Annotated in this window: 16 protein-coding genes and 1 pseudogene; 8 read left to right on the top strand and 9 right to left on the bottom strand. The window is 72.9% G+C overall.

Annotated elements, in window-relative coordinates; all coding sequences use genetic code 11:
- Positions 1-170: 170 nt before the first annotated feature.
- The 7 genes from OHB56_RS14035 (at position 171) to OHB56_RS14005 (ending at position 12,048) form a co-directional block, all read left to right on the top strand.
- A complete protein-coding gene (locus OHB56_RS14035) occupies positions 171-1,772 on the top strand; it encodes an MFS transporter (RefSeq protein ID WP_406353584.1) in 1,602 nt (533 codons plus the stop codon).
- A 734-nt stretch (positions 1,773-2,506) separates the two neighbouring features.
- Positions 2,507-4,372 (top strand): acyl-CoA dehydrogenase, encoded by a 1,866-nt coding sequence (locus tag OHB56_RS14030; protein ID WP_406353582.1) that lies wholly within the window; start codon positions 2,507-2,509, stop codon positions 4,370-4,372.
- Between the two features lie 128 nt (positions 4,373-4,500).
- A complete protein-coding gene (locus OHB56_RS14025) occupies positions 4,501-4,794 on the top strand; it encodes an acyl carrier protein (RefSeq protein ID WP_326752588.1) in 294 nt (97 codons plus the stop codon).
- Between the two features lie 14 nt (positions 4,795-4,808).
- Entirely contained in the window at positions 4,809-8,852 is a 4,044-nt protein-coding gene (locus tag OHB56_RS14020; protein WP_406353580.1) for a non-ribosomal peptide synthetase, read from the top strand.
- Positions 8,849-9,316 carry an SRPBCC family protein gene (locus OHB56_RS14015; protein WP_406353578.1) on the top strand — a complete coding sequence of 156 codons (468 nt, stop codon included), beginning with the start codon at positions 8,849-8,851 and terminating at the stop codon, positions 9,314-9,316. The genes OHB56_RS14020 and OHB56_RS14015 overlap by 4 nt, the downstream gene beginning before the upstream one ends.
- Before the next feature lie 54 nt (positions 9,317-9,370).
- The gene (locus OHB56_RS14010) at positions 9,371-10,756 is read left to right on the top strand and encodes a beta-ketoacyl-[acyl-carrier-protein] synthase family protein (RefSeq protein ID WP_406353577.1); all 1,386 of its coding nucleotides are present in this window, start codon (positions 9,371-9,373) and stop codon (positions 10,754-10,756) included.
- 29 nt (positions 10,757-10,785) lie between these two features.
- Positions 10,786-12,048 carry a beta-ketoacyl-[acyl-carrier-protein] synthase family protein gene (locus OHB56_RS14005; protein WP_406353575.1) on the top strand — a complete coding sequence of 421 codons (1,263 nt, stop codon included), beginning with the start codon at positions 10,786-10,788 and terminating at the stop codon, positions 12,046-12,048.
- Positions 12,049-12,063: 15 nt separating this feature from the next.
- On the opposite strand, the gene OHB56_RS14000 is transcribed toward OHB56_RS14005, so the two are convergent.
- The 4 genes from OHB56_RS14000 to OHB56_RS13985 all read right to left on the bottom strand — a co-directional run bounded on the left by OHB56_RS14000 (position 12,064) and on the right by OHB56_RS13985 (position 17,216).
- On the bottom strand, positions 12,064-12,732 hold the full coding sequence (locus tag OHB56_RS14000; RefSeq protein ID WP_326752584.1) for an ANTAR domain-containing protein: 669 nt from the start codon (positions 12,730-12,732) through the stop codon (positions 12,064-12,066).
- Between the two features lie 347 nt (positions 12,733-13,079).
- Positions 13,080-14,117 (bottom strand): rod shape-determining protein, encoded by a 1,038-nt coding sequence (locus OHB56_RS13995; RefSeq protein ID WP_406353573.1) that lies wholly within the window; start codon positions 14,115-14,117, stop codon positions 13,080-13,082.
- Between the two features lie 212 nt (positions 14,118-14,329).
- Positions 14,330-15,751 carry a carboxyl transferase domain-containing protein gene (locus OHB56_RS13990; protein WP_406353571.1) on the bottom strand — a complete coding sequence of 474 codons (1,422 nt, stop codon included), beginning with the start codon at positions 15,749-15,751 and terminating at the stop codon, positions 14,330-14,332.
- Entirely contained in the window at positions 15,744-17,216 is a 1,473-nt protein-coding gene (locus tag OHB56_RS13985; RefSeq protein ID WP_326752581.1) for an acyl-CoA synthetase, read from the bottom strand. Before OHB56_RS13985 ends, OHB56_RS13990 begins: the two co-directional genes overlap by 8 nt.
- 276 nt (positions 17,217-17,492) lie before the next feature.
- Here OHB56_RS13985 and OHB56_RS13980 point away from each other — a divergent pair, with 276 nt between their 5' ends.
- Positions 17,493-18,770 (top strand): lanthionine synthetase LanC family protein, encoded by a 1,278-nt coding sequence (locus tag OHB56_RS13980; protein ID WP_406353569.1) that lies wholly within the window; start codon positions 17,493-17,495, stop codon positions 18,768-18,770.
- 205 nt (positions 18,771-18,975) lie between these two features.
- Here the strand turns inward: OHB56_RS13980 and OHB56_RS13975 are convergent, their stop codons facing one another.
- The 5 genes and pseudogenes from OHB56_RS13975 to OHB56_RS13955 form a co-directional block, all read right to left on the bottom strand.
- Positions 18,976-20,055, bottom strand: a complete 1,080-nt coding sequence (locus tag OHB56_RS13975) for a MerR family transcriptional regulator (protein ID WP_406353567.1) — start codon at positions 20,053-20,055, stop codon at positions 18,976-18,978.
- Positions 20,056-20,191: 136 nt separating this feature from the next.
- Complete coding sequence (locus tag OHB56_RS13970) at positions 20,192-20,848, bottom strand: hypothetical protein (RefSeq protein ID WP_406353566.1); 657 nt, start codon at positions 20,846-20,848, stop codon at positions 20,192-20,194.
- Positions 20,814-21,659, bottom strand: a complete 846-nt coding sequence (locus OHB56_RS13965) for an FkbM family methyltransferase (protein ID WP_406353564.1) — start codon at positions 21,657-21,659, stop codon at positions 20,814-20,816. The genes OHB56_RS13970 and OHB56_RS13965 overlap by 35 nt, the downstream gene beginning before the upstream one ends.
- 101 nt (positions 21,660-21,760) lie before the next feature.
- Positions 21,761-22,015, bottom strand: a pseudogene (locus tag OHB56_RS13960) (Trm112 family protein); the annotation flags it as partial.
- Complete coding sequence (locus OHB56_RS13955) at positions 22,012-22,938, bottom strand: hypothetical protein (RefSeq protein WP_406353562.1); 927 nt, start codon at positions 22,936-22,938, stop codon at positions 22,012-22,014. The gene OHB56_RS13955 and the pseudogene OHB56_RS13960, both read right to left, overlap by 4 nt.
- Positions 22,939-22,957: the final 19 nt, after the last annotated feature.

The raw sequence follows: 22,957 nt of genomic DNA, 5'->3' as shown, positions 1-22,957 counted from the left end.
GGTTCCCTCCGCTTCCCCGCCGTCCGTCCGTGACCGCGTGTGGGTCCTGCCGCGGTGCGGTGCGGGGGCGGCCGGATCCTCGTCACTCACCGTGACTGCGGTTGACCTCGACTTTCCAATCATCTATTTTTCCATCATCGATGAATCCGGTTGATAGGAGAGTCCCCGTCATGTCCGCAGAACGCGCACCATCGCCCGCAAGGTGGTGGACCCTGGGGATCGTCGCGTTGGGCACGTTCATGCTGATGCTCGATCTGAGCGTGGTGGCCGTCGCGCTGCCGGCGATCCACGAGTCCCTGGACAGCAGCTTCGCCGACCTGCAGTGGGTGTTCGACGCCTACGCCCTCACCCTCGCGATCTTCCTGGTGGCAGCGGGCTCACTCGCCGACCGGCTCGGCCGCAAGCGGCTCTTCCAGGTGGGCTTCGTCATCTTCACCATCGCCTCGCTCGCCTGCGGCCTGGCCGGTGACGCCACCGCGCTGAGCCTCTACCGCGCCGTGCAGGGCGTCGGCGCGGCCGTCATGTTCGCGGTCGGCCCGGCCATGCTCAGCCACGAGTTCCACGGCAAGGAGCGGGCCACCGCCTTCACCGTGTTCGGTGCCGCCGTCGGTGTCGCCGTCGCCGCCGGACCGCTCATCGGCGGTTCGCTGACCAGCTCGCTGTCCTGGCGCTGGATCTTCTACATCAACGTGCCGGTCGGCATCCTCGCCGTCCTCGTCGGCGCGCTGCGGGTGCGCGAGTCGCTCAACCGGCGGGCCCATCCCACCGACTGGGCCGGACTGATCACCTTCAGTATCGCGCTCGGGGCCCTGGTGTTCGCCACCATCCGGGCGCCCGAGGAGGGCTGGACCAGCGTCAACACGCTCGGCCTGTACGCGGCCAGCGCCGTCTTCCTGGTGGTGTTCCTGTTCATCGAGCGGCGCCTGGGCGAGCGCGCGATGATCGACCTGGCGTTCTTCCGCAACCGCACCTTCGTCGGCATCTCCCTCGTCGCCATGATCGGCAACGCGGGCGCCCTGCCGTCGGTGTTCTTCGAGACCAGCTACCTCCAGAACATGCTGGGCATGGACGCCTGGGACGCGGGGCTGCGGTTCCTGCCGCTGACGGCCGCGATGTTCGTGGCCGGCGCGATCGGCGGCGGACTCATCGGCAAGGTCCCCTTCCGGATCCTGCTCGGCGGCTCCACCCTCGTCATGGCGATCGGCCTGCTCTTCCTCAACCTGGCGGAGGTCGACTCGGCCTGGACCGTGCTCCTGCCGGCCCTGATCATCGCCGGCTTCGGCATGGGCGCCTTCAACCCGACCCGGGCGGCGCTGGCCATCGGCGTCGCCGAACCGGCCAAGTCCGGTGTCGCGTCCGGCATCAACGAGACCTTCCAGCAGGTCGGTGTCGCTGTCGGGATCGCGGGTGTGGGCGCCTTCTTCCAGAACCGCGTGGCCGACGAGTTCGCCGCGTCGGCGGTCGGACAGCAGATGGGTGATGCCGCCGCCGAGGAAGCCGCCCACGGCATCAGCGCCGGCGCGTTCGACGCGGTCGCCGCGAACGCGGGTGCGCTCCAGGAGCAGGTGGTCGCCGCCGGACGGGACGCGTTCATGACCGCGTTCCACGGCGCCATGACCCTCTGCGCGATCCTCGGGTTCATCGCCGCGCTCATCGGTTTCCTGATGCTGCGGACCAAGGACCTCCACGCGAGCGCGCTGTCGACGATCCCGCCGGACCTCGACGAGGACGGCGAGCTGCGGCCGGACGTGCCGGTGGGCGCGCCCTCCTGATCCGCTCTCGACCCACTGTCGCCGCACGGCGGCACCGACGTGACGCCGACGCCCGGCCGGGACACCCCGGCCGGGCGTCTTGCGTGCCGACAGGGAACCGCTGGGGCGGGTGATTTTTGAATCCGTGTCAATTGCCAATTCAACCGAAGCGAAAGGCAGGTGAAGTGGAATTCGTGCGTCCTTCATTTGCGGTGAACGGAATTTAAAGTTCCGACCTGATCGAATATTCGCGCAAAGGGAGCGTAAAATAGTGACGGGCATCACAAACCGGCAAGGCTTGTGAATGTTAGAGTCCTGACGTAGAGCGAAGCCGCCCAGGGCGGCGGCAGGTTGTCGAATGTGCAACCACTACGGGGGAGATCTCGGGGAGGGGCGACCGGACGAGATTCCGGCCGACTCCCGCCGAGACACACACATACGTCACGGGGGACGTTCGAGTGAACCGCATTCTGTTCGGCTGTTGCCGTAGATGACGCCGGCGCCGGCGTCCGAACGATGTCGGTGACCTGCCCTTTTTCTGGTGCCCGCGTCCGGTACCCCTGTGCGGTCCGGACGGCGGTGCCCTTTTCGCCCGATCCGGTGCCGCGGCACAACGCCGTGCTGCGCGCCGCCCCGGGCCGATTCCCGCACGGCCGAAATCCATCGGAAGTCGCCGGCTGATCCCTGACGTATTCCGTGGAAAGGGCCGGCCGGTGCCGACTTCGTCTTTGTCATGCGCTGAAATGGAGTGCTCCATGCGCGAATTCGTGTCCGAAAAGCAGCTTGCAGGTACCCTCTCCGACGAACCGGAAAAGCGTCCGATCGATGCTGCCGCTCCGGCCGAAGCGCTGGAGGAGTGGCTGGGCGACCCCGATGTGGAGGTGAATTCCCTGTCCTTCGCCCGGAGCCTGGAGCTCGACGAACGTGAGGAATTGCCGGCCGACGGGATCGGCCGGGTGCGGGCTTTCGGATTTCACCGGTACTTCGTGCCCGACTGGCTGGGCGGAGACCTCCGGAGCACCGAGGAACTGCTGATGCTCACCCGGGTGATCGCCCGCCGCGACATGAACGTGGCCGTGAGCGAGAGCACCCAGATCTGGATGATGCTCGCCTGGATCGGAGGCGACGACGGACAGCGGGCCCAGTGGGCGAGCACGGTGCTGCGCGGAGGGGTCGTCCCCTGCCTGGCCTACTCGGAACCCGGCCACGGCGCCGACCTGGCCGCCAACGAACTGGTGGCCACCCCGGACGCCGGACAGTACGTCCTCACCGGCGAGAAATGGCCCATCAACCGGGGCCGGACCTCGACCCATGTGGTGCTCCTCGGCACCACGGGCGACGACGGCGTGCCGGCCAAGCGCAAGCAGTCCATGTTCCTCGTGGACAGGTCGCGCGTCGTCTCCGGCGAGGTGACCGGCGTACCCCGCGTCCCCACGTACGGCCTGCGCGGATGCGACATCAGCGGAGTCTCCTTCGACGACGCCCGGGTGGACGCCTCCGCCCGGCTGGGCGCCGAGGGGGAAGGGCTCGAACTGTCCTTGCGCGGCCTGCTGATCACCCGCACCCTGTGCACCGGCCTGTCCCTCGGCACGGGTGACACCATGCTGCGCACGGTCGGCGGCTTCCTCTCCGGCCGGACCCTGTACGACGGGCCGGCGAGCGAGATCCCGTACGTCACCGAGTCCCTCGCCAACGCCTACCTGAGCCTGCTGGTCGCCGAGTGCGAGAGCCTGGTCGCGATGCGCGGACTGCATCTGTACACCGAGGAGTTCAGCGTCTGGGGCAACGCCGCCAAGGTCCAGGTGGCCCGCCTCGTCGACTTCGCCGGCAAGGCGCTCGCCCGCACGCTGGGCGCCCGGTACTACATGCGGGCGGCGGAACACGTCGGCATCTTCCAGAAGATGCTCCGCGACGGTGCCGTCGTGTCCGTCTTCGACGGCAGCGAGCCGGTCTGCCTGGACAGCATCACCCAGCAACTGGCCGCCCTCGCCAAGTCCCACGAGCGGCCCCGTGACGAGGACTGGAGCACGCTGTACGACCTGCGGGCCGAACTGTCCCCGTTCCGGCCGGCCCGGGTGAGTGTGTTCGGCCGCGGCCGGGACGCGACCTTCGCCAGCCTCCCCGCGCTCATCGACCGTCTCGCCGGCCTCGCACCCGACGCCGGCTGTGACGAGGAACGGCTCACCGCACTGCGGACCCGGGCCGAGGAACTGCGCGCACGGCTCGACGCGCTCTACGCGCGTTTCCACGACCTGCGCAGGGCGCCGGCGGCAACGTCGCCGGCCTCCGCCAAGACCACTCCGCCGCGGCTGATGAGGCTGGCGGAGGACCTGTGCGCCCTGCACGCCAAGGTCGCCGCCCTCGGGATCTGGCTCCACAACCGGGACCACCTCGACGCGTTCTTCGCCGACGGGGCCTGGCTCGAGGCCGCCCTGGCCCGTGAGCAGGTCCACCAGTACGAGGTCGGCGACCTCGACCCCCGGACCGCCCGCACCCTCTTCGACCGCATGAACTCCCAGCGCGAGAAGCACGAGTTCTTCTCCCTCAGGACCATGCGCCAGGCCGCCCCGGGCGCGCACGAAGCGCACCACGGCGCGGACCGGCCGGCCTCCGCCGCCTGACCCGGCACCCGCCCACCGGACGATCGGCCGCCCGCCGGACGATCAGCCGCCCACCGGGCGATCGACCGCCCGTCACACGATCCACCTGCTCACCTGCTCACCTGCTCACCGGAAGGTCCCGACCTGCGATGAACACCACCGACATGACGCTCGACGACGTGAAGCGCGTCCTCGCCCAGGCGGTCGCCGCCGAGGCCGGCGTACCCGCCGCCGACCTGGCCACCGACCAGCCGTTCACCTCGTACGGCCTCGACTCCATGGCGGCGCTCGCCGTCGGCATGGAGATCGAGGACGCCTGCGGGCTCTCCGACCTGCCGGTGGACCTGCTGTGGGACCACCCGACGGTCGACAGCCTCTCCGAGGCGCTCTGGAACCTGATGAACACCGTGCCCGTCCCGGCCACCGCGGACGGCCGGCGATGACGACCGGAACCCCCATGACCACCGCATCCCCGGCGGCTGCCACACCGCCGCCCGCCAACGCGCAGCAGGCCGGTCTCTGGTTCATCCACGAGACCGACCCCCAGTGCTCCGCCTACCACATCGTGTTCGGCGCCGAGGTCACCGCCGACGCCGCACTCGGCCACCGGACCGAGGAGATCCTCCGCGACCTGATGACCGAGCACGACGCCTTGCGCGTCTGCTTCCAGCCCGGCGAGAACGGGCCGGCGCAGCGGGTCCAGGAGTCCGTGCCGCTCGACATCCGGCACACCGACGCCCGCGGCACGGACCCCAAGACGCTGCGGGACCGCGTCAGGACCGACACCCGCGCACCGTTCGACCTGTCCCGGCCGCCGCTGTGGCGCATCCACCTGTACCGGACCGCCGAGCGCACCTGGGTGTTCGCGGCCGTGCTGCACCACGCCGCCGCCGACTTCTGGTCACTGGCCCTGCTGCTCGGCGAGGTCCGTGCCCGACTGGAGGGAACACAGGGGCAGTTCACCCTGGACGGCGGCGCCTTCGCGTCCTACGCCGAGCAGCAGCGGACCTTCCTGGCCGGCGGGAAGGCCGCCGCGCTGGTCGCCGACGAGGCGGCACGGCTCGCCGGCGCGCCTCCCGGCCTCGACCTGTACGGCGACCGGCCCAGGCCGCCGGCCCCGACGTACGAGGGCGGCTCGACACCGTTCGCCCTGTCGGCCGAAGCGACCGACACCGTGAGGGAGTTGGCGCGCGAGTCCGCGGCGACGCCGTACATGGTGCTGCTGTCGGCCTACTTCGTGCTGCTGAGCCGGCTGAGCGGCCAGTCCGACGTCCTGGTCGGCACCCCGACCTCCGGCAGACTGCAGCGCCAGTACCGCGACGCGCTCGGCAACTTCGTCAACACCGTCGTCGTGCGCGGCGAGGTCGAGGAGACCGCGACGTACCGGGAGGTGCTCGCCTCCGTACGGGCCCGGGTGCTCGAGGCGATGCGGGCCCAGGAACTGCCGTTCCCCTGGCTGGTCCGGGAACTCGCGCCGCCCCGCGACCCGAGCCGTACCCCGCTGTACCAGGCCGGATTCGCCTGGGACCGGCTGCCGTTCCTCACCGACATGGACGCCTTCTTCCTGCTGGACCCGGACCGGACCGCCGAACTGGCCGTCGCCGGCGCCACCCTGCGGCCCTACCCGGTGCCGCAGCAGGAGGGCCAGACGGACCTGTGGGTCGAGATGGGCGGGGAGCGGGACGGCGCCTTCGCGGGTGTCCTGCGCTACAACACCGACCTCTTCGAGCCGGGCACGGCCCGCGACCTGGCCGCCGCCTTCGTCGCGACCGTGGAGAGCCTGGTCCGGCAGCCGGACGCACCGCTGCACAGCCTTGCCCGGGGCGACGAGCGCCAGTCGGCGCGGCTCGCCACCCAGGGGTCCGGCCCCGTACGCGCGCTGCCCGACGCCAGGCTCCCGGACCTCTTCCGGGACCAGGTCCGGCGCACCCCCGACGCGACCGCCCTGGTCGCCGACGGCGAGGAGTGGAGCTACGCGCGGCTGCTGGCGCGGACCGAGGAGGTCGCGGCGGCCCTGCGCACCGCGGGCATCACCGCGGGCGACCGGGTCGCGGTGATGGCGGAACGCGGGGCCCCGCTGGTGGCCGCCCTGCTCGGCGTGCTGGAGGCCGACGCCGCCTACGTGCCCCTGGACCCCAAACTGCCGGTGGAGCGGCTCGCCTACATGGCCGAGGACTCCCGCGCGCGGCTGCTGCTCGGTGAGCGCGGCACGGGGGAGAACACGCTGCCCGGACTCGGACTTCCCGTGCTGCGACTGGACGACCTGGCGGCGGGCGTCACCGGCGCCGGAAGCGCGGAGCGGACGGGTGCGGAGGGGACCGGCAGGGAGGCGCCGGACAGGAAGGGGACGGGCCCGGACGGCAGGGGGCTGGCGTACATCCTCTACACCTCCGGTTCCACCGGCCGCCCCAAGGGCGTGGCGATCGGGCACCGCGCCCTGGTCAACCTGCTGCTGTCGATGCGCGACACCACCGGATTCGGCGCCGATGACAGCCTGCTCGCCGTCACCACCGTCTCGTTCGACATCGCCGGGCTGGAACTGTTCATGCCCCTGGTGGCCGGCGGGCGCGTGATCGTGTGCGACAGCGACACGGCCGCCGACGGCGCCCGGCTCGCGGTCCGCATCGAGGAATCCGGCGCGACCTGGATGCAGGCCACCCCCACCTCGTGGCGCATGCTGCGCGACGCCGGCTGGGACGGCTCCCCACGGCTGAACGTCCTCTGCGGCGGTGAGGAACTGCCTCTGGAGCTGGCCGAGTTCCTGTCCGGCCGGGTGGCGAGCCTGCGCAACGTGTACGGGCCGACCGAGACGACCATCTGGTCCACCGAGGGCCTGGTCGACCCCGCCGCCGGCATCGACATCGGCCGCCCCCTCGCCAACACGCGGCTGTATGTGCTGGATCCTCGGGGACGTGCCGTCGAACCGGGCTTCCCCGGTGAGCTGTGGATCGGCGGCGAGGGCCTCGCGGCCGGGTACTGGGACCGGCCCGAGCTGACCGCGGAACGGTTCGTCACCGGGCTGCCCGCCGCCCCGCGGCAGCGGCTGTACCGCACCGGCGACCGGGCCCGCTGGACCAGCGACGGCCGGCTGTTGCACCACGGCCGCCTCGACAACCAGGTCAAGCTGCGCGGCTACCGCATCGAACTCGCCGAGGTCGAGGCCGTGCTGCAGGCGGTGGACGGCGTCTCCGCGGCCGTCGTGGTGGTCCGCGACGACCGGCTCGTCGGCTACGTGGTGCCCGAGCCCGGCACCGAGCCCGGCACCGAGCCCGGCACCGGACCGAGTACGGCCGCGATCAAGAAGGCGGCGGCCGTGTCGCTGCCCCCGTACATGGTCCCGGGCATCCTCGTCGTCCTGGACGAACTCCCGCTGACGGCCAACAAGAAGATCGACCGCAACCGGCTGCCGGAGCCCGAGGTCACCTCGGACGCCGTCTTCGAGAAGCCGCGCGACGCCACGGAGATCACGCTGGCCCGCATGTGGACGGAGATCCTCGGCATCCCCGAGGTCGGCGTGCACGACGACTTCTTCGACGTGGGCGGCCATTCGCTGCTCGCCGTGCGGCTCAGCGCCGCCATCCGCGAGGAATGGGACGTGGAGATCCCGATCTCCGAACTGCTGCGGCAGGGCACCATCGCCGAACTGGCCACGACCGTACGGCGCGGCGGCCAGGAGACCCCCCGCGTCCCGGTCGTCACCCTGCGCGAGGGGGAGGAGGGAAGCAGGCCGCTGTTCCTGTTCCACCCCTTCGGCGGCACCGTCTTCTGCTACGTCGAGCTGACCCGCCACCTCCCGCCGGGCCGCGCGGTCCTGGCGGTGGAGGCGCCCGGCATCGAGAGCACGGGCGAGGCCGAGGTGAGCGTCGAGGGGATGGCCGCCCGGTACATCGAGTACCTCAGGGAGATCCAGCCCACCGGGCCCTACGCCCTCGGCGGCTGGTGCTTCGGCGGGGTGATCGCCTACGAGGTGGCCGGCCAACTGCGCGCCGCCGGCGAGGAGATCGAACTCCTCGCCGCCATCGACAGCCGTGCCCCGATCGAGGAGAACATCCCGGAGACCGCGGACGACGCGACGATCCTGTCGTGGTTCGCGCGGGACCTCGCGGTGCCCTACGGGAAGAGCCTCGACATCCCCGCCGAGGACCTGCGGGAACTCGGCGGCGACGCCGCGTTCGACCACATCCTGGCCCGGGCCGCCGCCATCGGCGTCCTCGCCGAGGACGCGGACCGCGACCAGATCCTGCGCTACTTCGAGGCGTACCTCGCCAACGGCATCGCCCTGCAGACCTATCTGCCCGAGCCGAACGACCTCGAACTCCTGCTGCTCCGCGCCGTGGACGAACCCGTCGACTACGGGCCGAAGCTCGGCTGGGACACGCTGATCAAGGGATCGCTCCAGGTCGTCGACGTCCAGGGCGACCACAACTCCGTCATGTACCCGCCGCACGCCGCCGTCGCCGCCGAGGCGATCGCACCGCACATGGGAGCACACCAGCGATGAACACCGCATCCCTCAGGGCCGAGTACGAGTTCGACCTTCCGGTGCCGCCGAAGGAGGCCTTCGCCTGGCTGTCCGACCCCGCCCGCGACCCCGAGTGGCAGGCCGGCTGCGTGGACACCAAGCTGCTCAACGGGGCCGCGCGCGAGGGCTGCCGGTACGAGATCACCTTCGCGCTGATCGGCAAGCGGATGACGTTCACCGTCGACATCACCGCGTACGAGCCGGGCCGCCGGTCCCGGTTCCACGTGGTGGACGGGCCGTTCGGCTACACCGGCACCTACGACTACACCGAGCGCCCGGACGGCACCACCGGCGTGCACTGGACGTTCGACGTGGAGCCCGGGGACTACTTCGGGATCATGCCGAAGTCCCTGCTGCGCAAGGTGCTGGTCAGCCAGGTCAAGAAGGACTCCGGCCGGCTCGCCGACCGGCTCGCGCGGGCGGAACGGCCCCGGTCGTCCTGACCCGGGCCCCGGCGCGCCCGTACCGACCACACCCGCGTCCTGACAGGAGAAGCCATGCCAGGGGAAACCCCTCAGCACGGGACCACACCCCCGTACGGGAACACACCACAGCAAGGGAACACGCCCACGCCCACGCACACGCGCGCACCGCGGTCCGCGGGCCGGCCGCAACCGAAGACCGTCGTCACCGGTGTCGGCGCCACCACCGCGCTCGGCGGTGACGTGGCCACCACCTGGGAGGCGCTGCTCCGCGGCGAGAACGGCATCCGGCTGCTGGACGACGAGGACTGGACGAAAAACATGCCCCCGGCGCTCGGCGGGCGGGTGAAGGCCGAACCCGGGCCCGCGCTCGAGCACAAGCAGCGCCGTCGGCTGAGCCGTTCCGCCCAGCTCGCCGTGACGGCCGCCGCGGAGGCCTGGAACGACGCCGGCCTCGACGGCGCCCCGGCGGGGTCGCGCCGGGTGGCCGTGGTCGTGTCGGCCGCCCTGGGCGACATGAACGCGATGATCAGCGGCTGGGAGGCGCTCAAGAGCCGGGGCTGGAACCGGGTGCCCCCGCTGACGGTGCCGATGTCCATGGGCAACGGCTCCGCGGCCGCCGTCGCCCTGCTGGTGAACGCGCGGGCGGGAGTGCACGCCACGGTCAACGCCTGCTCCTCCGGGACGCAGGCGCTGGCCACCGCGGCCGAGCTGATCCGCCGCGGCGAGGCGGACGTCGTCGTGGCCGGCGGCACCGAGGCACCGCTGCACCCGCTGGTCCTCGCCTCGTTCGGGTCGATGCGGGCCCTGTCGAAGCGGCTGGACGACCCGGCCTCGGCGTCCCGCCCGTACGACGCGGACCGCGACGGAATGGTGCTCGGCGAGGGGTCGGGCATCCTCGTCCTGGAGTCCGAGGAGCACGCACGGGAGCGCGGCGCGCGGATCTACGCCGAACTCGCCGGCGTGGGCAGTTCCTCGGACGCCTACGACATGGTACAGCCCGACCCGGCCGGGGCCGGCACCGCCAGGGCCATCCGGGACTCGCTCGCCGACGCCGGGGCCCGGCCCGAGGAGGTGGTCCACCTGAACGCCAACGGCACGGCCACGCTCCCCGGCGACGCGGCCGAGGGACACGGCATCCGGGCCGTGTTCGGGGACGCAGGCCGGGGACCCGCGGTCTCGGCGAACAAGTCGATGACCGGGCACAGCCTGGGCGCGGCCGGCGCGATCGAGTCGATCGCCACCGTGCTCTCCCTGCACCACGGCATCGTGCCGCCGACCCGCAACTTCACCCGGCTCGGCGAGGACCTGTCGGTCGACATCGTGCACGGCGGCCCGCGGAAGCTGGAGGGCGAGCGGAACGTCGCGGTGAAGAACTCGGCCGGGTTCGGCGGGCACAACGTCGCCCTCACCTTCCGCGGCGTCCCCGCCCGCCGGAACCCGTCACCACAGCACCGGTAACACCCGTATCCAGACGTGGAGTTGTTCCAGTGACAGCGATTGACCGCACTGTGGTCGTCACCGGTCTCGGTGCCACCACACCACTCGGCGGGAACGCCGCCTCCACCTGGCGGGGGCTGCTGGCCGGCCGCTCCGGGGTCCGCCCGCTGAGGCACGACTGGGCCCGCGAGGTCCAGGTGCGCATCGCCGCCGAGGCCGCCGTGGAGCCGAGGGAGGTGCTGCCCGCCTCCGAGACCGGCAAGCTGGACCGCGCGGCCCAGTTCGCCCTCGTCGCGGCGCGCGAGGCGTGGGCCGACGCCGGGTTCACCGGCCGGGCCGGCGCGGACGCCCCGGTGGACCCGGACCGGCTCGGCGTGGTCGTCGCCTCCGCCATCGGAGGGATGACCTCGCTGCTCGACCAGTACGAGATGCTCAAGCAGCAGGGCCCGCGCGGGGTTTCCCCGCACGCGATGCAGATGATGATGGCCAGCACGCCGTCGGCCACCGTCGGCCGGGACGTCAACGCCCGCGCCGGAGTGCACAGTCCGGTCAGCGCCTGCGCCACGGGCGCCGAAGGCATCGGCTACGCCATCGAGATGATCCGCACCGGCCGCGCCGACATCGTCCTCGCGGGCGGCACCGAGGCGGCCGTCTGCTCGCTGAACATGGCCGCCTTCGGCAACATGATGGCGATGTCCAAGCGCAACGACGACCCGGAGGCGGCCTCCCGCCCCTACGACGTCGACCGGGACGGCTTCGTCATGGGCGAGGGCGCGGGCGTCCTGGTGCTCGAGGCGGCCGAGCACGCGGCCCGGCGCGGCGCCCGCGTGTACGCGGAGGCCGTCGGGCAGGGGCTCTCCGCGGACAGCCACCACATCACCCGGCCCGAGCCGACGGGCCGCGGCATCGCCGCCGCGCTGAGCAACCTGCTGGAGGCGAACGACCTGAAACCCGCCGAGATCGTGTACGTCAACGCGCACGCCACCTCGACCCCGATGGGGGACGTCGCCGAGATCACCGCGCTGCGCACGGTGTTCGGCGACGACACCGACCGCTTCGCGGTCTCCGCCACCAAGTCCATGACGGGCCACCTGATGGGCGGGGCCGGCGGGGTCGAGTCCGTCGCCGCGATCCTCGCGCTGCGGGACCGGCTCGCGCCCCCGACCGTCAACCTGGACACCGTCGACCCCGAGGTGGCCGCGGACATCGTCCGCGACGAGCCGCGTCCGCTGCCCGAGGGGCGTATCGCCGCCCTGAACAATTCCTTCGGGTTCGGCGGCCACAACGTGGTGCTGGCGTTCCGGACCTGGTGACACCGCTCGGCGCGCTCACCGGTGGGGCGTGCCCGGGTCCGCCCCCTCCGGGTCCGTTCCGGCCCGGGGCGGGCGGAGGTGGCGGGCGAGGGCTGTGACCAGGGCCTTCCGTACCTCCTCCGGAGGGCGGGGGCCCGCCCGGTCGGCATCGGCGGTCACCGCCGCGGCGACGGTACGCAGCGGGGCGCCGGACAGCCGGGAGGCCTCGCGCAGGATGCGCCAGGCGGTGTCCGAGCCGCAGCCGTGGGCGGCCATGAGGAGGCCGCGGGCCCGGTCGACGGCCGGCCGGGCGGCGATCGCGGCCCGGAGCAGCTCGGCCTCCTCCCGTAAGGGCGGCCGTTTCGCCGGCTCCCCCGCCACCGCCGGGGCGGTGGCGGGCGCCGGCGCGCGGTCCCTGCCGGGAGTGCGCAGCGGGTCGGTGGTGTCCAGGCCGACGAGCGCCAGGATGCGGCGCGGCTGACCGGTCCAGCCGGTGGCCGTCACCGGCACCGACCGCCGGCGGCCGTGATCGCGCAGGACCTCCAGGAACCGCAGGCCCGCCGTGTCCATGAAGCGCACCCCGCTCATGTCCAGGTCGACCCGGGCCGTGCGGGCGGGCAGCCGGGCCAGCTTCCGGGCGAGGGCGTCCGCGCAGCCGTGGACCAGTTCACCGCGCGGGGTGAGCAGCGCCCGGTCCGCGTCCATGCGCCCGCCGATGACCAGGGTGTCGTGTCGTCCCGGGAAAGGTCGTCCAGGGAAAGGGGGTGGGGCCGCGGAGGTCATGACACCGCCTTGTCGGTACGCGTGCGGGCCGTCGGGCGTACGGTTCGGTCGCCGTGGACCGGGCGGCAGGGCATGCGGGACATGCCGGAGGGCGGAACGTGCGCGGTCCATGCAGTGCTCGCGGATGCGCCTGCCCGGTTTGCCGCGCCTCACACCCCTTGTCGTCGAACCGGCCGGAATTCCGGCCGGACACGGCGGGTACGGCGGGTATCCGGACACGGCGGGTACGGAGGGTAGGCGGGTATGACGGGTACGGCCGGCCCGGGGGCTCAGGTCGCCAGCGGGTTCAGTGCCAGGGGGGCGATCTTGCCCTCCAGCATGGCGCCCAGGCCCTGGACGGCGCACACGTCCGGCCGTTCGGCGATGTGCACCGGCATGCCCGTCGCCTGCCGCAGCATCTGGTCGAGGCCCGGCAGCAGGGCGCTGCCGCCGACCATCATGATCCCGCGGTCGACGAGGTCGGCGACCAGGTCGGGCGGGCAGCCCCGCAGCACTTTGCCGATCCCGTCCAGTACCGCCGTCAACGGGGTCTGGATGGCGTGCCGCACGGCGGCCGTGTCGACCTTGACCGAGCGGGGGAGGCCGGTGGCGACGTCCCGGCCGTGGATCTCCGTCGACTCCGGGCCGTGTGGAGTGAGCCCGTTGCCGGACAGGGCCAGCTGCAACGGCCGTACGGACTGGCTCGGCAGCATCAGCTCGTGCTGGTGGCGCAGGTGCTGGACGATGGCGTGGTCCACGGCGTCACCGCCGACCGACATGCGCTCGGCCGTCACGATCGAGCCGAGGGAGAGCACGGCCACCTGCGTGGTTGCCGCCCCGCACACCAGGATCATGGTCGCTTCGGGACGTTCCACGGGCAGCCCGCAGCCGACGGCGGCGGCGATGAGCGTGTCGACCAGCTCCACCCGGCGGGCGCCCAGTCCGACCAGGGTCTCGATCGTGGCGCGCTGGGCCAGCGGATCGGCGTCGTGCGGCGTGCAGGCCGCGGCGCGCAGGCCCGGCCGGCGGCGCAGCGTGCGGCGGATCCGTTCGCCGAGCAGATGCCGCAGCATGCGCTGTGCCATGTCGATGTCGACGACGGTGCCGCCCGACACGGGCCGTACGACCCGGATGTAGCTCGGCGTCCGTCCCTTCATCCGCTCCGCGAGCTCGCCGACCGCGATCAGCGCGCCGGTACGGGTGTTCACGGCGGCGGCGGACGGCTGGTCGACGACGAGACCGGCGCCCTTGACGTAGACCCGGGTGCGGGCCGCTCCCAGGTCGACGGCGAAGTGGCAGCGGCGCAACTGCTCCAGCCTGGCGGTCACGGCGATCCTCCCGAGTGCGCGGTCCTGCGGGCCGCCGGGGGGCGGACCTCATGGCCATCGTGCGCGCCCGGGAGGGCCGCCGCCCCTTGTGGGGGGCCGGGCGGGGGGTCGCTGAACGGGGGCGGGGCGCGGCAGCCGCGGGGACGGCCCCGAGCCTCCCCGGCCCCGTACGTGTCGCGGGCTCGGCCGAAGTGCCGCGGGCGGCCCCGGGTTCACCGGTCGTCGTATGGGCGATCGGGGTCGGGCTCCTGGCCCTGGTCCTGGCCCTGGTAGTGGTGGCCGACGATGCCCCGTACGACGCCCAGGTCCACCAGGTCCTGCGGGCGGACGCGGAGTTGGTCCGCCGTGGCCTCCACCTCCTCCGGGGGGCGTTTGAGGATCGCCGCCGCGAGTTCCGGGGCGATCACCGAGAAGTAACTGTCGGGTGTGGCCCAGGTGTTGCCCGGGGCCGCCAGGGCCAGGGCGCCGCCGGAGCCGCCCTCGCCGACGACGAGCGTGGTGACCGGGGTGCGGGCGGCGGCCACCGCGGCGAACAGGCCGGCGATGGCCGCCCCCGCCCCCTGCCGTTCCGCCTCCGCGTCGTTGGCCGCGCCCGGGGTGTCCACCAGGGTCAGCACCGGGATGCCGAGCCGGTCCGCGAGCCGGATCAGCCGGGCGGCGGTGCGGTACCCGGCGGGACGGGTGGCCGCGCCGGTCTGTGCGGCGTAGGCGACCGTACGGCCCTCGTGCTCGCCGAAGCCGCAGAGCATGCCCTGCGGATCGGTGCCGCCGCAGCGGTCGCCGTCGAGCGCGACGCGGTGGGTGAAATAGGCGTCCAAGTAGTCCGGTGCGTGCGGGCGTTCGGAGGACCGGGCACGCCGTACGGCGTCCCAGCCGGTGGCCGGAAGGTCGCCCGGCCCCGTGCCCAGCGGATGCGGCGGGGCGGCCGGGGTCGCGGACGGGCGGGTCAGCAGCCGCAGCCACCGGCCCAGCGTGCCGCGCAGCTCCTCCGGCGGGACCACGGCGTCCGCCGCCCCCGCCGCCACCTGCGCCTGGGCCCTGTAAGCCGCCGGGTCGGCGTCCGCCGGGCGGACCCGTGAGCCGGCGAAGCCGACCTGCGCGCCGGGCAGCGCGAGGACCACGTCGGCGCCCGCGCCCAGGGTGGCCCAGCCGCCGCCCGTCGTCGGGTCCCGGAGCACCGCGATCTGTGGCAGCCCGGCCTCCCCGGTGAGCACCGACTCGCGGGCTATTCGCTGGAGTTGGGTGAGCGCGAGCATGCCTTCCTGCATCCGGCTGCCGCCGGTGGCGACCAGCGGGACCACCGGCAGCCGGTGCGCGCGGGCGTGCGCGTACGCCGCCACCAGCCGGTCGCCGGTGCGTTCGCCGAGCGAGCCGCCGAGGAAGCCGAACTCGAAGGAGATCAGTACGGCCCGGACGCCCTCGACCAGCGCGGTGCCGCAGACCACCGACTCCTGCTCGCCGGTGCGCTCGGCCGCACGGGCGCGGGCGGCGTCGTACCCCGGCCAGCCGAGCGGGCCGTCGGGGGCCGGCCCGGCGGACTCGGCCGACTCCCGTATGGGCTCAGGGAGTTCGGTAAAGGTCGCCTCGTCGGCGACGAGGGCGACGGTCTCGCGTGCGGTGAGCCGGTCAGTCATGGGGCAGCGCCCGCTTCATGATCTTCCCCATGTCGTTGCGGGGCAGTGCGGCGAGGTGGTGGAGCACCCGAGGGCGCTTGTGCGGGGCCAGGCGGGCGGCTACATGAGCCGCCAGCTCCTCCAGCGTGGGCGGGTTCTGATGGACGGCCGGGACGACCCACGCGACGATCCGCTCGCCCAGGTCGGCGTCCGGCTCCCCGGTCACCGCGGCCTCCCGGACACCGGGGTGTTCCAGCAGCGCGTTCTCGATCTCACCGGCGCCGATCTTGTAACCCCCGCTCTTGATCAGGTCGGTGGCCTTGCGGCCGACGATGCGGACGTAGCCGTCGGCGTCGCGCACCGCCATGTCGCCGGTGCGGAACCAGCCGTCGGCGGTGAAGGCGCCCGCGGTGGCGTCCGGCCGGTTCAGGTACTCGGTGAACAGGTTCGGGCCGCGGACCTGGATCTCGCCCACGGTCTCCCCGTCGTACGCGGCCACCGGGGCCCCGTCCTCCTCCACCAGCCGCAGCTCCACGCCCGGCAGCGGCACGCCCACGGTGCCGGGCCGGGCCTCGCCGTCCGCACGGACGCTGGTGTTCATCAGCGTCTCCGTCATGCCGTACCGCTCGATCACCCGGCGTCCGGTGGCCGCCGCGATCCGCTCGTGGTCGTGCACGGGCAGCGCCGCCGACCCCGACACCAGCAGCCGCGCCCCGGCCAGCGCCTCGGCCAGCTCCGGCTCGGTGGGCAGCGCCTCCGCGACGCGGTGGTACATCGTCGGCACGCCGAACAGCATGGTCGCGCCGCCGCTCAGCTCCCGCGTCACCCCCTGGGTGGTGAACCTGCCGAGGTGACGCACCGAGCCGCCGCGGCGCAGCGGGCCCAGGACGCCCAGGACCAGCCCGTGCACATGGAACAGCGGGAGTCCGTGGACGAGGATGTCGTCGCCGGTCCACTGCCAGGCGTCGGCGAGCGCGTCCAGGGTGGTGGCGATCGCGCGACGGGGGATGACGGCGCCCTTGGGCGGGCCGGTGGTGCCGGAGGTGTAGACGACCAGGGCGGGGTCTTCGTCGTCCGCGCGGCTCCCGGCGAGGTCCCCGGGGAGTGTGCCGGGGGCGCGGTCGGCCGGGTCGACGTCCAGACGGGCCAGGCCGGCCAGGGCTTCAGGGAGGTCCTGGCCGGGCGCGGCGAGGACCAGGTCCGGGGTGCTGTCGGACAGGATGTGACCGAGCTCCGTGGCGCCCGACTTCGGGTTCAGGGGGACCACGGTCACCCCGGCGAGCAGCGCCGCGGTGACCGCGACCGCCGTCTCCAGCGTCGGGGTCGCCCAGACGGCGACCCGCCGCGCCTCCCGGACGGCGCCGGCCACCGGGCCGACCGCGGCGGCGAGTTCCCCGTACGTCAGTGAGCGCTCGCCGAACCGGAGGGCGGGTCGGCCGGCGGCAGGGCCGCCGCCGTCGGTCAGGGCCGGGAAGAGAGAGGACACGCGACGCACTCCTTGGGTGTCGTTACCGGGCCTTTATTCCTGGGCATGGACACCTTAGACATGGGGCCCCGAGGCCTGGAGGGAGAGAAGTCGCACAGGGGGATGAAGACGTACTCGGCGGAGTTCGGGGCGGACGGCGTCGCGCTGTACCTGTCGGACCACGCGCTGGTGGCGGAGAAACCGACGGAGGCTCCGTCGTTCGGCCTTGGTTCTCTACCGGCAGGGCAAGGGAGGCCAGGTGTGCGAGCGCCACGCCGCATGCCACAGTGAGGCGCCATGGCAGCGGCGGAAGCGATGAAAGCGGCGGTGGGCGAGGTCGAAGCGTTGACGGCGGATGCTTTGCGCTGGCTCCTCGGGAATGCGCGGGAGGCCGAGAACAAAAGCCTTGCCTGGTCCGCCACGCCTACCGGTGACGAGCTTGATCCCACGCTCTACAGCGGCACGGCCGGTGTCATCCCCGTCCTCCTTGAAGCATGGCGGCACTTCGGCGACGACCGGTACGGCGACGCCGCCCTGCGCGCCGCCCGCAGCGTGTCCGATGCCGTCGAACACCGGGAGGACAACTCCCTGTACAGCGGCCTGACCGGCTTGGCGTTCGCGTTGAGAGCCGTCCACGACGAACTCGGCGCTCCGGACGCCGCTGCCGCGGCGAGCCGGGCTTTGGAGCTGGTGCGCGCACGCTTCGACGGGACACGCTGGGGTGATTGGTTCGAACTGCTCGGAGGCAACGCCGGCATCGGCCTCGGCGCACTGGCCGCGGGGGATACCGACCTGGCCGTTCTCGCATTGGAGCCCTACCTGCGCACCGCCGAGCAGACCCCGGCAGGTGTCCACTGGGAGGTGCTCGAGGGCAGGGTTTCGCGGTTCCACCACATCTCGCACGGCACGCTCGGCATCGTGTACGCGCTGGCCCGCATCGGTCAGGCCGCCGGCCGCGCCGACTTCGTCGAACTGGCACGAGCGGGTGCCGCAGACGTCGTGGCACGGAACGAGGCCGGCCCGGCCGGTTTCCTCGTTCCCCACTCCGACCCGCAGGATTTTCCCGAGGTCACCGCTCGCCACTCCTACGGCTGGTGTCACGGTCCGGCAGGCGACGCTCAGGTCTTCCGGTTGCTTCGCGCAGTCTTCGACGACTCTGCCTGGCAGGATCTCGCCGATCGCTGCTGGCACACGGTGACCCGGTCCGGCCTGCCACGCCGGCTGCGCCCCGGCTTCTGGGACAACAGCGGTCGGTGCTGTGGCACGGCCGGTGTGCTGGCTCTCGCTTGTGACCGGATGGCCGAGCAGGGCGACCACCCGGACTTCGCGCGGCTCCTCGTCGCGGACATCTTCCGCCGCTCGACCCGAGACGCCAACGGCGTGCGATGGTCGAACCTCGAACACCGGTCCTTGCCGAGCGTTCTCGAGCCCCGCACCGGCTGGGCCATGGGCAATGCCGGTATCGTGCGCGAGTTGCTGCGCTTCCTACGCGTGAGCCGGGGAGCAGATCCGGCTTATGCGGTCACCTGGCCGGATCAGCCGGCAGTGCAGAGCGGCTCGAACAAAACCTGTTGAGGCCCCGAAGAACAGCATCAGGCCGCCACCGCACCGCACCGGTCCGGTCCACGACACCTGTCGCGCACCTGGCACCCACCGGTGCAGGCCCGCTGAGCCGGCGGCGGAGGCGGTCCTGACCCGGCATGCGCCGCCGGTCGAGAGCTATGCGAGGGGCGGCACGAGCCGTGGGTGCGGGCGGCGGTGAGCGCGCGCCTGCCGTGGGTCAGGGGGCTGGTTCCACCACGTCCGCCACCACGCAGCTGATGTTGTCCGGGCCGCCGGCCTCGTTGGCCGCGGTGATCAGGGTGTGGACCGCCTCGTCCGGGGCCGGGGCGCCGGTGAGGAGGCGCTCGATCGTGTCGTCGGGGACGACCGCGGAGAGGCCGTCGGAGCAGAGCAGGTAGCGGTCGCCGGCCTGGGCGTCGTGGAGACGGAGGTCCGGGGTCGTTGTCGTCTCCTTGCCCGTGAGGGCCTTCAGGAGGAGGGAGCGCTGGGGGTGGCAAATTGCTTCCTCCGGGGTCAGGCGGCCCTCGTCGAGCATCGACTGGACCACGGTGTGGTCGTGGGTGATGCGGAACAGGTTGCCGTCGCGCAGGAGATACGCACGCGAGTCGCCCAGGTGGACCATGGCCAGGCGTGAGCCCGTCCACAGGAGAGCGGTCAGGGTGGTGCCGACCCCGTCCGTGCCGTCCGCCACGTCGCGGACCGCGCGCGCCGCGCCCTGTACCGCGTCCTCCAGGAGGTTCAGGACACCGCCCGCCGGGATCTCCGGCGTGTCCAGGAACCGCAGCGCCTCCACCGCGGCGCTGCTCGCCGGCGCGCCCGCCGGTCCGAAACCGTCGGCCACGGCCAGCAGCCTGCCGCCCGCATACGCGGTGTCCTGGTTGGCGGGGCGGACGCGGCCCCGGTCGGAGTGGGCGCAGTAGCGCAGCTCCAGCGTGGTGGCGTTCATGGTGAGGTCCCCTCTCGATTCTTCCGTCAGGTGATCGACCAGGAACGCGGCGAGGTCCCGCCGTACGGCCGTTTCCGCCTCCACCCGGGCCCAGTGGGCGCGGATCTCCCGGGCGGCTGCCGCCGGTCCGAGGGCGCAGACGTGACGGATCTCGGCCAGCGGCATGCCCAGCCGTCGCAGCCACGCCACCAGCCGGGCCCGCTCCAGCTGTCCGGCCGCGTAGTAGCGGTAGCCGGTGTCCGGGTCCACCCGGGCGGGCCGCAGCAGGTCCAGCTCGTCGTACAGGCGCAGTGCTTTCGGCGAGAGCCGGCACGCTTTCGCGAACGCGCCGATCGTCAGCGTCTCCTCCATCGGACCTCCGTGCACCTCGTTGTTCCGCGTTCCCGTTCCTGTTCCGTCACCGATGCTGGGGCTTCACCGAAGGGGAAGGTCAAGCGGGCTGTTCAGGTTCCTGCACACCGGCTCGATGCCCGGGTGGTGGACGCGATCATCCGGGCGGTGGTTCGCCGAACGGCGGACTGCCGGCCTGCGGCCCGACGGGTTCGGTCCGGGTCCGTTGCAGCAGGCCCCAGGTGAACTCCGCGACCACCTCGTGCCGTCCGCCCCGCGCGTCCGGCGCGACGAAGGCGAGGCCCCACCGGGTGGGGGCGGTGCCTTCGAGCGGGCGGGCCGGGGCGAAGGCGCGGGCGGCCTCGTCGACCGTGCAGGACCAGGGCGTCAGGTCCTCGACGGTGCGCAGGACGGGCGGGTCGGCGTCGGGCGCGCGGACCAGCCACTCGTTCCAGACGGTGCCGTCGGGCGCGGTGAGGATCTCGAAGCGGAGGTCCGGCCAGAGCGGGAGCCGCCACCGCGACGCCTCGCAGTCGAGGTCGCCGATCCGGCGCCGGGCCCGGGACTCCGGCTCGCCGAGCACGGAGAGGTATCTGGAGCGGGCCGAACGGGAGCGCGGCGAGCGGACCATGGCCTGCCAGCGTTTGTTCGCCTCGCGCATCCCGGCGAGGGAGACCCCCAGTTCGTGACGGGCGTCCTCGACCAGGCCGGGCTGGTGGTCGGCCATGCGGCGCAGCAGGACGAGCTGGAGGTCGAGCGGGGTGAACGGGCCAAAGGGGCTACCGGGGGGATTCGGGGGAGGCACGGGGACCATCGTCGCTCACCGGGGGCGTTCCGGGGCGGCGGCCGTCCGGGAGGAAGAGCACCGAGTTCACATAGCGAGGGCCCCTGAGCGCGTCGTGCGGCAGGACGCGGCGGAGCAGACCGTGGGAGACGACGTAGGAGGCCCTGGCCTGGTGGGCCTCCAGGGGGAAACGGGCCAGCGGGACCCAGGCGTCGCCGGGCAGCACCCAGCCGTCGTAGCCCAGCAGGGACAGATAGGTGACCACGGGCGCGACCGGCTGGATGCGGGACTCCAGCTCCACGAAGAGCGCCGGGCGGTCGCGGGCGAGGATGCCGGTGGCACCGCGCAGCACCGCCGACTCGTTGCCGTCCACGTCGATCTTGATGAAGCCGACGTCCTTCAGGTTCAGTCCGTCCAGCGTGACGCAGGTGACGTCCAGGGCGTGGCCGTGGATGTCCCGGCGGACCAGGGAGGACACCCCCCGGTCGCCGCCGTCGTCCGGCGGCAGCCACAGCCGGGCGATCCCGGCGCGGTCCGAGGCCGCCGCGCGGACCACGCGGACGTTCGGCGGGGCGCCGGAGGTGAGCAGCCGCGCCAGATGGGGGACCGGTTCGACGGTCACCACCTGGCGGGCGCGCCGGGCCAGCCGGTGCGTCCAGGGGCCGTACCAGCCGCCGACGTCGACCGCCGTGCCGCAGTCCGGCGGGCACAGGTCGTCGAGCCGGGCCAGCTCGGGCTCGAAGCGCGGGTAGACCGCGCGGGCGGCGGCGGCCACGACCCGGGTGGGCAGGACGGACGCCGCGCGGGCGGCGAGCGTGACCCTGGGACGGCCCTTCGTCATATGGTCGCCCCCGGGGTGCCGGGACGGCGGGTGTGGTTCCCGGACACGTGGTCCTCTGCCCTGTGCTCCTCGGCCGTGTTCCCCGCGGTCATGTGGGCCTCGGACACACGTGCCAGCAGTGTCTCGTGCTCCTCGTCCGAGACCTGTTCGCCGGAGGACGGGAGCAGCTGCGGGATGCCGTCGACGATCGGGTAGCGGCGGCGCAGGCGCGGGTTGTACAGCGCCTCCTCGGCTCCGTCCACCGCCGCTGTGCCGTCCTTCCCGGCAGCGGCAGCGGCAGTGGCGGGGAGCAGGTGCAGCGGACCCTTGTCGAGCGGGCAGGCCAGAATCCTCAGCAGCGGGTCGTCGGGCTTCACGGGGGCGTCAACTCCTTGTTCTCGGTCTCGGTCTTGGTGCTCGGTTGCGAGGCGGTGTCGTGTTTCGGCATGGCCAGCAGCACGGTGACCGCGAGCACCGTGCCCGCCACGCGCAGGGCCAGCCGCAGGGGCTCGTCGGGGAGTTCCTCGCCGAACGACAGCGTGCCGAGCACCGTCGTGTACAGGCACGTCACGGTCGTGCACACCGGAACGATCAGCGAGGCCCGGCAGCGCTGGAGCGCCGCCTGCGACAGCACCAGGCCGAACGCGCCGGTGAACAGCAGCAGATACGGGTAGGGGGAGCGCAGCAGGCCGAGCAGCGCGTCGCCGATGCCGCTGGTCGTCAGGTGGCTCGACACCCCCTTGACGGCGAGCGAGCTGACGCCGTAGAGCAGGCCGACGGCGACCCCGTACTCGACGCCGGTGGTCGGCATCCGGTGCCGGCGCCGGGCGCGGCGCTCGGCGGACCGGTAGAGCCACACCCCGGCCGCCAGCGACGGCACGCACACCAGCAGGATCAGCGGGTACGGCGCGTCCCGGCCGACGGTGTCGGCGCCCGCGCCGCCCTCCTTCAGCGACAGCACCACCATCAGCAGCGCGAGCAGGATGGCGCCCAGCGCGTACCGTTCCCGGCCGGTGGTCTCCTCGCCGAGCAGCCGCGCCGACAGCGTCACCAGGAGCACCAGACCGGAGACGAACAGGCCCTGGGCGGCGGCGATCGGCAGGGTCCGGTACACGGCGAGCTGTGCGCCGAAACCACCGGCGAGGCACAGCGCGCCGGCGATCCACAGCGGGCTGCCGAGCACCAGCCGCAGCAGCCGCGCCGGCCGGTGAACCGTTACTTCGGGCAGGGTGGCGAGCGCCCGCTTCTCCAGGACGAACCCGCCGCTGTACAGGACGTTCGACACCAGGGCAGCGGCCACTCCCCACCACATCGTCCCC

This window comes from Streptomyces sp. NBC_01635 (assembly GCF_045209715.1).
GTDB classification, from domain to species: domain Bacteria; phylum Actinomycetota; class Actinomycetes; order Streptomycetales; family Streptomycetaceae; genus Streptomyces; species Streptomyces hirsutus.
Note: the sequence above shows the minus strand (reverse complement) of the source record. Positions and strands in the feature narration are given on the sequence as shown.

Excerpts from the sequence above, each read along its gene's own strand:
- OHB56_RS14035 (WP_406353584.1), top strand. The coding sequence starts at position 171 with ATGTCCGCAGAACGCGCACCATCGCCCGCAAGGTGGTGGACCCTGGGG.
- OHB56_RS14030 (WP_406353582.1), top strand. The coding sequence starts at position 2,507 with ATGCGCGAATTCGTGTCCGAAAAGCAGCTTGCAGGTACCCTCTCCGAC.
- OHB56_RS14025 (WP_326752588.1), top strand. The coding sequence starts at position 4,501 with ATGAACACCACCGACATGACGCTCGACGACGTGAAGCGCGTCCTCGCC.
- OHB56_RS14020 (WP_406353580.1), top strand. The coding sequence starts at position 4,809 with ATGACCACCGCATCCCCGGCGGCTGCCACACCGCCGCCCGCCAACGCG.
- OHB56_RS14015 (WP_406353578.1), top strand. The coding sequence starts at position 8,849 with ATGAACACCGCATCCCTCAGGGCCGAGTACGAGTTCGACCTTCCGGTG.
- OHB56_RS14010 (WP_406353577.1), top strand. The coding sequence starts at position 9,371 with ATGCCAGGGGAAACCCCTCAGCACGGGACCACACCCCCGTACGGGAAC.
- OHB56_RS14000 (WP_326752584.1), bottom strand. The coding sequence starts at position 12,732 with ATGGACGCGGACCGGGCGCTGCTCACCCCGCGCGGTGAACTGGTCCAC.
- OHB56_RS13990 (WP_406353571.1), bottom strand. The coding sequence starts at position 15,751 with ATGACTGACCGGCTCACCGCACGCGAGACCGTCGCCCTCGTCGCCGAC.
- OHB56_RS13980 (WP_406353569.1), top strand. The coding sequence starts at position 17,493 with ATGGCAGCGGCGGAAGCGATGAAAGCGGCGGTGGGCGAGGTCGAAGCG.
- OHB56_RS13975 (WP_406353567.1), bottom strand. The coding sequence starts at position 20,055 with ATGGAGGAGACGCTGACGATCGGCGCGTTCGCGAAAGCGTGCCGGCTC.
- OHB56_RS13970 (WP_406353566.1), bottom strand. The coding sequence starts at position 20,848 with ATGGTCCCCGTGCCTCCCCCGAATCCCCCCGGTAGCCCCTTTGGCCCG.
- OHB56_RS13965 (WP_406353564.1), bottom strand. The coding sequence starts at position 21,659 with ATGACGAAGGGCCGTCCCAGGGTCACGCTCGCCGCCCGCGCGGCGTCC.